This is a genomic window from Alicyclobacillus sp. CIJ1 (assembly GCF_057538885.1).
Genome location: NZ_BAAJPH010000105.1, coordinates 1 through 8,111 on the forward strand (window position 1 = coordinate 1; position 8,111 = coordinate 8,111).

Below are 8,111 nucleotides of genomic sequence, written 5' to 3' on the forward strand. Positions count from 1 at the left end.
GCCACGACGCGCCGGAGTTGCTTGCGAGCCGCCTCCTGGGACGATTGGGCAAAGATCGTCCGCAGGATGGATGCGACCATCGCCTGCTCTTTCTTCGGCACCTGACTCAGCACGTTGCGCAGTGCGTGCACTTTGCATCGTTGCCAGGTTGCACCTGTGAGCACCTCGGCAATCGCTTGGCGCAAACCCGCATGTGCGTCGCTGACGACCAGCCGCACGCCCCGCAGTCCGCGGGCTTTCAGGCTTCGGAGAAAATCCGTCCAAAAGGCACCTTCCTCGCTCGTGCCGACGTCAAACCCAAGCACTTCTCGCTCACCGGTGTCCGTCACCCCAATCGCAATCACCAAAGCCATGCTCTGTACGCGACCACCTTCCCGAACCTTCGGGAAGGTCGCGTCGAGCCACACGTACGGATACTCATGTTCCAGCGGCCGTTCTTTGAACTGTTGCACGGTCTCGTCCATCTGCTGACACAGACGAGAAACTTCACTTTTGCTGATGCCCTCCAATCCAAGGGCTCGCACAAGGTCGTCCACCTTGCGGGTGCTGACGCCCTTCACGTAAGCCTCCTGGATGACAGCCGCCAGCGCTTGCTCCGCTCGTCTCCTTGGTTCGAGCAGGGAGGGGAAGAAGCTGCCTTGGCGGAGCTTCGGGATCTTCAGCTCCACGGTTCCAAGGCGCGTATCCCACGTGCGCGAGCGCGAACCGTTTCGCTGCGTGACGCGGCTCTCTGTGCGTTCATAACGCTCCGCGCCGATTTTCTCCGTCGCCTCCGCATCGACTATGAATTGGGCGATCAGTTGCATGAGTTCACGTAACACGTCGATGTGATCCTCATCTTGCATCTTGCGAATCCATTCCAAAACTGCGAAGCTATTAAGCGAAGCCATCGTGCGTACCTCCTACTTTTGGTGTTCGCCACACTTAGAGTAGACACGCACGGTGGCTTTCTCGTCAATTGGGACTGACGGATTTTACACCACTACTTGAGACTTTAACACATATCGATTCGTGGTGGTGCGCTCCTCCAGCCTGGATACCCGGAAGGAGCGCAAGCTCGAAGAGGTGCTCAAGCGTGAGAAGGCTGCGCTGGAGAAAGCGGCCAAGGCGATGAACCAAAACGTCTACAGTTGTGAACAAGATGCGCAGATGGCCATGCAGACCTTCATGCACGAACACCGTGCCACTTTGCATCCCATCTCGGCCCGCATATGTGCCGAACAGGTGCAGGCAAAACGCGCGCACCGCGGTCGCCCGCGCAAAGATGACCCGCCTCCGCCGATGCATACACAGTACCGTGTGGAAGTGGCGATCTTACCGCCTTCTGAGGAACGGGTTCAGCAGTGGCGAGAGAAGGAAGCGACGTTTGTGCTCATCACCGACATCCGCGATGATCAGCGCGTGCCAGATGAACAGATTCTCCGCCTGTATAAGGAACAACACGAGGTGGAGGCGCGTTTTCGGTATCTGAAAAGCCCGTATCACGTAGGGCCCATCTACTTGCATAAGCCGACACGGGTGAAAGCGTTCGGTTTCGTCATGCTGTTATCTCTGCTCTTGTACAGCGTGTTGGAATACCTCATCCGAGAGAAGATGAAGCGGGAAACGGAACCCCTCATGCTTCCAGGCAAACGAAAGAGTTTTCGTCCAACAGGGTTGGCCATCCTCGAGATGTTGGATGGAATGACAACCGTGCACATGCAGGTCGGCGACACGTGGCAGCGAGTACCTGCAACGCCTCATGATCCTCAGATCATGAGGGTTCTTAACCTGCTAAACATGGACCTGAGCATCTACACGGAAGCGCAAAAAACGGCTTGATTGACACTTGGGTCCGTGCGCGCAGAGTTTCCAAAACTGAACATTTCTCAAAAAGATCGCGCTTTCGATCCCCTACACTCTTCCAGCCATACAGTCGTCGGACGCTCAGATGGCTACTTCGCTCAAGTTTCCAGCTAAGTTTCTGTCGCGCGGCGCGAAATGTGGGTTATGAGTTTTCGTGGGTCACCATCTCACGGAACATGAACATCCTAGAGGCAGCGCGGCAATTCGCGAGAAGCGTGCCGTGCGGGTGACGGTGTTTACGCCTGAGCGGGACGTGGTGCTGATGGGCCGCGTGTCGGTGTGCGGACGGGAACTGCGTGTGAGAACCACCGACGGCGAGCAAGTCGTGAGATTGGACGACGTGATCGAGATCGAATGAGAATTGATACAGGAAGCGGCGCACGCCTGTCGATAAGTCCGACAAGCCGCGCCGCTTCAGGATCCCATATCCATCCATGAGTCTACATGCTCTATCCAACTGTCGAAGCCGGGTCAAACGATTTCGTGGAAAGGACAAATGTACCGCATTGCTCCCGATCAGCACCAAGAGACTTTGGCCCTCGTTCCACCGTGGAGGTTCGGGTGACTACTAACGGAGAATTGTGGATTGCGGCAGGACAAGGTCGCTTGTATCGTCTCGAGCCTTGCTCGAAGTCTCCGGCTGTTCAAAGGCGGGAAGATGCCACGCCCACACCTTCCCGCCAACCCTACAAGCCCCCTGCAGACCATCCATGGCGTCGAATGACTCTCGGCCGCCCAAAGCCGAAGCTTCCGACCCCGTCTGCAGAGGCAATTTCACCGTAATCAAGCCACGGTCAGATCGTCAAGGCTTGCTCCTGGGGTGGCTTCAAGGAACCCGCCGTAAGCGAAGCGACCCTTGCACGGGTGCGGTAAACTTTTGCGGCGCCTGAAGGGGGTCTCGAGGGTCCGTCATGAGTCCTCTTGCTCCTGGGTCCCTTCAGGCTCAAGTCAAACGGCCTGCACCCGTGCAAGGGTACGGCGCGCACGTCCGAACGCTCTCGAGGTGACACATTCAAAGACGTAAATGACGCGTTTCAAGGTGACATTTTCACTGACGCTTGACACTATCGATGTGTGCTTGAACGAGGAGAGGGATCGTGCACGAAGACTCTAAGAATCATACTAATGTATCGAATCGAGAAATACCTGCGATGCTTGAATTGTAAGGTGCGTTTTTTATATATGTGAAATCTTTAATCTCAACTTCGCACTGCCCTTCATTTTCGCCATTTATATCGAAATCAATTATCCATTTCCCTAATAACCTCCTCCCCGTTTGGTGTATTTCAATAACACATACAGCCACCCGTACATTATCTTTACTTTCCGGCAAATCTAACACCGTTGAAGCCAAGATTTTATCAGGATCAGCTAAACTTCTTAACGAGAAAACAACACGACAACTATTAGGATGCCAAAAGGAAGCGTACACGCAAAATGACTTGTCTACACCGATGTAAAAGCAGTTTCTAACCTCTAATGGATGAAGCTCAGAGTCTACCATTTTACAGGTCAGAAGAGAAAAAACTTCCCCATAAAAATCTACCTCCATTTCGCTTCTTTCTCAAATTCATTTGTCGGTTTTTTCTATTTTTTTATTCCAAGCACGAAGAAAAAATGAAGATATAGCACGAGTTGGACGTCTTTGGAGAATACCAAACAACAAAACTATAACACTCATCCACCAATTATGAAAAATCCTATACCCCAAACTGCCAGAACCAGAAAACAAAAGTATAATGGCCATGACAATACTCGCCAGCAAACCCATATAAGGAAGTATCCATACCCATCTCTTATTTTGTTTCATGTCAAGTTTACCTTCCAAACGCCCAAATTCCAAACCCCATTTCCGCTAGACCAATTCCAGTTATGAATAGGCCTGGAACCAAAGCAACTCCGGTAGATGCCGCTTCAAGCCCGATTGACGCCACTTCAGCACCATTAGCAACAAGCATTGAACCCGCAAGTTTATAACCAGTTTGTGGAGAAACGTCATAAGTCGAGTTTTGATGAGAATAGCCTTGAGTCCGCTCGGAGTGTGAGTAACCGCCTGTTGCGATTGTATTCATAATATCCACCTCCAGTGTAAGAATATAATCACTGATAAGCCGTGTCAAGTTGTCGTAGGGGGAAACCCCACTAGGTAGATTCATTAGGCCATTGTAAACCACATCATGGAATATCTCACGCAAGACGTACTTTCTTTACCCAGGATCGGTCCGCATGTTAGTGACCGGACACCGAACATATGCAACGAAATCACGGTAGACCTGAGCAGTTATCAGACCACAACCCCAACTGCACCCCATCCACCCTCGCCAACTTCTCCCGCGCCCGCTTCAGATGGTTCTGCACCGCGCCGCGTGTGATCCCAAGCTCCCGCGCGATCGCCGAGTAAGTCATGCCGGACTCGTACGCGAAGAGGCATGCCGCTTCCCGCAGACTCAGGACCGACAGCCACGCCACGGGCAGACGTTCTTCCTCTTCGCCACCCTCGCTTGCGTCGTCCCAGTCCATCCACCGCCTCCGACGTGCCGCCAGCCTGTCCAGGTCCACCAGGTCGCCAACGAGAATCTCTCTCCGCGGCGCACGATGTCCGCCTTCCATCACCGCCAGCGCGTAATCAATCGTCTTCACCATGCTGTCGTACAGGGCGGCATCGTGATCGTTCTGCTCTCTCCGCGCACGATTGCGGGCTTCTCGGATCGACTTGCGGGTGGACTCGTACTCCGCAATTAGGTCGTCCAGATCGCGACGCATGGACGTGTCCCTCCACAGGTTATCCACACAGAATCCACAGACTTATCCACAACAGATTAACCCGTCCATCCCAACCCCTGCTCCAATACTCGTTGCATGCTCCACCGTAAATCCGGCGACAGGTCTTGCAAGTTACGAAGTGCCCAATCCAAATAGTCCAACGGGACGTCCCTCAACGGCACACCCCGATGCTTCCCAAACGGCATCGTCTGCACCTCAATCGGCGACTCCGCAAAGACGATGAGCTCGTCCACATCGTCGGGATACCCTGACTCCAGATACACCCCGAGCTCACGCTGGAACACGTGCGCCGTCACGATCGCGTCGCCCAGCGCGCGGTGGGGTTGTCCCACCTCCACGTCGATCCCGAGCCAGTACCGCAGAACCTGGTTCGAGTGCCGCGGCGCATCAGGCCACAAGTGCTGCGCCAGCCGCTTCGAGCAAATCCACGGTCGACCCGTCTCCGGCAGCATCCCGCGATCGAACTCCGCGTTGTGCGCGACCAGGATCGCGTCGCCGATGTATCCGAGCACCTTCGGCCATACCTGAGACAGCCGCGGCTTTCCTGCGACATCTCGGTCGGTGATGTGGTGCACTGCGGAGGCCTCCGGAGGGATCGGACATCCGGGATCGACCAGCGCCGAATACACGATCTGCGGCTCACGTTTGAGCCCGACCTCAACCAGCGCGAGTTCGACGACGCGACCCTCGGGTGGTAGCCCGGTGGTCTCTGTGTCGACGACGACAAATTTCGCTTCACTCAGCCTCATCGTTTTCGCCCTTTCTTTTTCGCCCTTTCTTTGTTTGAGTTGGCGTTTTTGGTACAACGGGGCGGTGATACGGCTCCCGTTGTCGTTTGCCATACTTGCGCTCGAGATACGATTCAACCTCATGCGGCTCCCAGCGGTACACCGTAACGTCCGATGACCCGGTGGCCCGTTTCTCGTTATTCCAATTGGGTACTGATGTCGCGTGCTCGCGGTTCCTCATCCGATATCCCGCCCCTGAATTGCTTGCCACACTCGCTCACACATCTCGTCTTCCGTCATGTCCGATGTGTCGATCACGACACCCTGCACATAACGCCATTGCTGCTCCGTCTCATCCTCGTTCGTCCTCGCGTCAGGAAGTTCTCCATCACGTTGCAGAATTCGGCGTCGGCGCACGAACTCGGATGCCATCAGCACAATGACCGAGCATCCCTGCCGATCCGCCCACACTGCTTCTTCAGCCGTTCGCCCATCGTCAATCACAACAGGCGTCTGCACCGACTTCAGCACCTGTTCGGCATGGAAGAGCAGCGGGTTCGGCTGGAACTGTCGCAGAAAACGACCGACTTTCTGCATGTAGGGTCGTTTGACCGCCTTGCTCGCGCCTGTAAGCCACGGCGCGGCGATCTCCAGCACTGCTTGCACCGGTGAAGCCAGCGAGTACCTCACGTAGCCATGTTGTTGACATAGGTATTTCGCTACCGTCGTTTTGCCCGCACCCATCGGGCCAATCAAAAAGACATTTCGCACTCCGACAACGCCTCCAGCTCAATTTCGATACGCGGATTTGCTTTGTCGATCTCAAAATCCATTTCTCGAACCAGCACCCAACGATCGTCGACGTATAGCACGCCCTCCAGAGCATCCAGCAATACTTTGTTCCGATTGTTCGTATCCGTTCGTCTTCGGTTTGACCAGTAATACCATATCCTTAAGACGACCTTTGTACCGGGCGGAGGCACGCACCAACCGGTCCGCTCCGCCCATTCGCGCGCCAACCACGCCGCGTCACGTTTGAAACGCTCGGCTTCGCGTGACAACACTCGCATCCGCCGCCCGGTCTTCGGGTGGACGAAATTTCGATAGGCGTGGTTGACACTCGGTGGAAGCGGAAGAACTAAGCGCATGACGTGACCTCCAATCGTTTCATATGTTTTAGCGACGAAATCGGTGTTAACATGCCGCTTGTGGAGGTCCAGACTCATCGCACTGTGGAGCGGCGATCGCGTCGAGCAGTTGGGCCAGGTACGCTTGCTCGGCGCGGTACCGCTCATAGAGCTGGTTGGCGCGATCGGTGTGGCGATTCACGAGCCACATCGCCTTCGCGCAGGCGACGCGCTCACCGGCTTGTTGTAACTGCGCCTCGAGGAACTCGAATCGTTCGTTCATTGATCTCGCCCTCCCGATACTCGTCTCGACAGTCTTCGCAGAGCACGCTCCAATAGTAGCCCACGGGCTCGCCGCAGAACCGACATTTAGATCTTTCCATTATGTGAACTGAACGTCGAGGCTCGTTTGAAAGTCCCCTTTCGTTTGTGACGAAACCCGTTCTCCGGTCGCAGAATGTACTCCTGTACGCGCACCTGGCCGTTGACTTCCATCACGATCTCGAGCACGGTGGGCAACCCTCGTCGCCATTTGAGTGGCCTGGCTTCGACGACTGTCGCTTGTCGTTGTCCCTGCTCATGCATGTTGTGCATCTCCATCACCCAATACCGCGAGCCATTCCAGGACTTCGGACGCCTTGAACCTCGCGACAGTATAACCTTGGCCGACCTCTACGACTTCACCCAAAGGTCCAGCTTTTGGTGTGATGCGAATCCGACAGCCTCTGGCGATTCGTGGAATCTTATAGACAACGTAGGCATCGCGGTCATGCTCCAATGCGTCAATGCAATCTTCCACGATGCCTGTCAGCATCATCAAAATCATCCTCCCAGGCTTCCGGCGTCGCAGGCGGCTGTCGGCGCTCCGGCGGGTCAACGGGGATCCACACCCGCTTCCGCCATGGCACCAACAGTCGGCGCAAGCGCCGTCGCCAAACCTCGCGTCGCTTCATAAGGATCCTCCCTCCGCTCGAGATCCGCTGGATACAGACACCCCACCACCCGGAATCCGATGCACGGCTCCGATTCCTCACCGGGCGGCGGAGGCTTTCGTCTGCGATACCGCTCACGCCGAGCGTAGAACTCGACGATCTCGCCCGAGCGCAACGGAGGTTGATGCTGAGGCGACCGCTGTCCAAGCTGGAGCCACGCGTGCTTGCGCAAGAGATTGCCATGCCGATCCCGCACGTCGTACACTAGGGCCACGAGATCCCGATTCGGTGTGTGCCGACTCCACAAGGCGAACTCCGCCGTGTACCGCTCCAATGTGGCCCGCATGGTCAGCGCCCCCTAACTGGGTCAAGATAGACCACTTGCGACTTCTTTCCGTCGCCAGGATTCGTCACCGTCTTGAGCGTCACCCTGACCCGGGTGCCGACACATTTCCCTACCAGGGATTCCAGCTTTGAGACGTAGTCGTTGTATCCAATCGCCAGCAAATCGTTCTTCAACCACGCAAGGGCCTTCTCGTTGTCGGCGATGACTCTGTTGTGATAGACCTTTCGCCCCTTCATGGCCCCCTCGTCCACCACAAGCACCAAGAACAAGTGCTTCCCGTCGTTGCCCTTGTTCTTGCGGACTTCCGCTCGCTCCAAGCGGCAAAGGTACTTGCCATCTGGCAACGGCT

General features: G+C 55.6%; 13 protein-coding genes and 1 pseudogene. 2 read left to right on the forward strand and 12 right to left on the reverse strand.

Annotated elements, in window-relative coordinates; translation table 11 throughout:
- Nucleotides 1-890, reverse strand: an 890-nt coding sequence (locus tag AC27E8_RS08525) for an IS256 family transposase (protein WP_487111440.1), incomplete at its 3' end; no start/stop codon positions are given.
- Between the two features lie 109 nt (nt 891-999).
- Between AC27E8_RS08525 and AC27E8_RS08530 the strand changes: the two are divergent.
- Nucleotides 1,000-1,821 (forward strand): annotated as a pseudogene (locus tag AC27E8_RS08530) (IS1634 family transposase); the annotation flags it as partial.
- A 244-nt stretch (nt 1,822-2,065) separates the two neighbouring features.
- Nucleotides 2,066-2,203: a hypothetical protein gene (locus AC27E8_RS08535; RefSeq protein ID WP_487097212.1), complete on the forward strand. Its 138-nt coding sequence runs from the start codon at nt 2,066-2,068 to the stop codon at nt 2,201-2,203.
- Nucleotides 2,204-2,962: 759 nt separating this feature from the next.
- Here the strand turns inward: AC27E8_RS08535 and AC27E8_RS08540 are convergent.
- From AC27E8_RS08540 to AC27E8_RS08590, 11 genes are all read right to left on the reverse strand, one after another.
- Complete coding sequence (locus AC27E8_RS08540) at nt 2,963-3,397, reverse strand: hypothetical protein (protein ID WP_487097210.1); 435 nt, start codon at nt 3,395-3,397, stop codon at nt 2,963-2,965.
- 18 nt (nt 3,398-3,415) lie between these two features.
- The gene (locus AC27E8_RS08545; RefSeq protein ID WP_487097208.1) at nt 3,416-3,655 is read right to left on the reverse strand and encodes a hypothetical protein; all 240 of its coding nucleotides are present in this window, start codon (nt 3,653-3,655) and stop codon (nt 3,416-3,418) included.
- Between the two features lie 7 nt (nt 3,656-3,662).
- Nucleotides 3,663-3,917 carry a hypothetical protein gene (locus AC27E8_RS08550; protein ID WP_487097206.1) on the reverse strand — a complete coding sequence of 85 codons (255 nt, stop codon included), beginning with the start codon at nt 3,915-3,917 and terminating at the stop codon, nt 3,663-3,665.
- A 190-nt stretch (nt 3,918-4,107) separates the two neighbouring features.
- Nucleotides 4,108-4,608, reverse strand: a complete 501-nt coding sequence (locus AC27E8_RS08555; RefSeq protein WP_487097205.1) for a sigma factor-like helix-turn-helix DNA-binding protein — start codon at nt 4,606-4,608, stop codon at nt 4,108-4,110.
- Nucleotides 4,609-4,664: 56 nt separating this feature from the next.
- A complete protein-coding gene (locus AC27E8_RS08560; RefSeq protein ID WP_487097204.1) occupies nt 4,665-5,378 on the reverse strand; it encodes a putative quorum-sensing-regulated virulence factor in 714 nt (237 codons plus the stop codon).
- Nucleotides 5,379-5,594: 216 nt separating this feature from the next.
- Nucleotides 5,595-6,128 (reverse strand): AAA family ATPase, encoded by a 534-nt coding sequence (locus tag AC27E8_RS08565; protein WP_487097203.1) that lies wholly within the window; start codon nt 6,126-6,128, stop codon nt 5,595-5,597.
- Complete coding sequence (locus AC27E8_RS08570) at nt 6,110-6,505, reverse strand: RusA family crossover junction endodeoxyribonuclease (RefSeq protein ID WP_487097202.1); 396 nt, start codon at nt 6,503-6,505, stop codon at nt 6,110-6,112. Before AC27E8_RS08570 ends, AC27E8_RS08565 begins: the two co-directional genes overlap by 19 nt.
- Before the next feature lie 46 nt (nt 6,506-6,551).
- A complete protein-coding gene (locus tag AC27E8_RS08575) occupies nt 6,552-6,767 on the reverse strand; it encodes a hypothetical protein (protein ID WP_487097200.1) in 216 nt (71 codons plus the stop codon).
- Between the two features lie 294 nt (nt 6,768-7,061).
- Nucleotides 7,062-7,301 carry a hypothetical protein gene (locus tag AC27E8_RS08580; RefSeq protein ID WP_487097198.1) on the reverse strand — a complete coding sequence of 80 codons (240 nt, stop codon included), beginning with the start codon at nt 7,299-7,301 and terminating at the stop codon, nt 7,062-7,064.
- A 56-nt stretch (nt 7,302-7,357) separates the two neighbouring features.
- Nucleotides 7,358-7,762 (reverse strand): hypothetical protein, encoded by a 405-nt coding sequence (locus AC27E8_RS08585; RefSeq protein WP_487097196.1) that lies wholly within the window; start codon nt 7,760-7,762, stop codon nt 7,358-7,360.
- Between the two features lie 2 nt (nt 7,763-7,764).
- Nucleotides 7,765-8,111 (reverse strand): DUF669 domain-containing protein (locus AC27E8_RS08590; protein WP_487111442.1); only part of this gene is annotated, 347 nt, incomplete at its 5' end.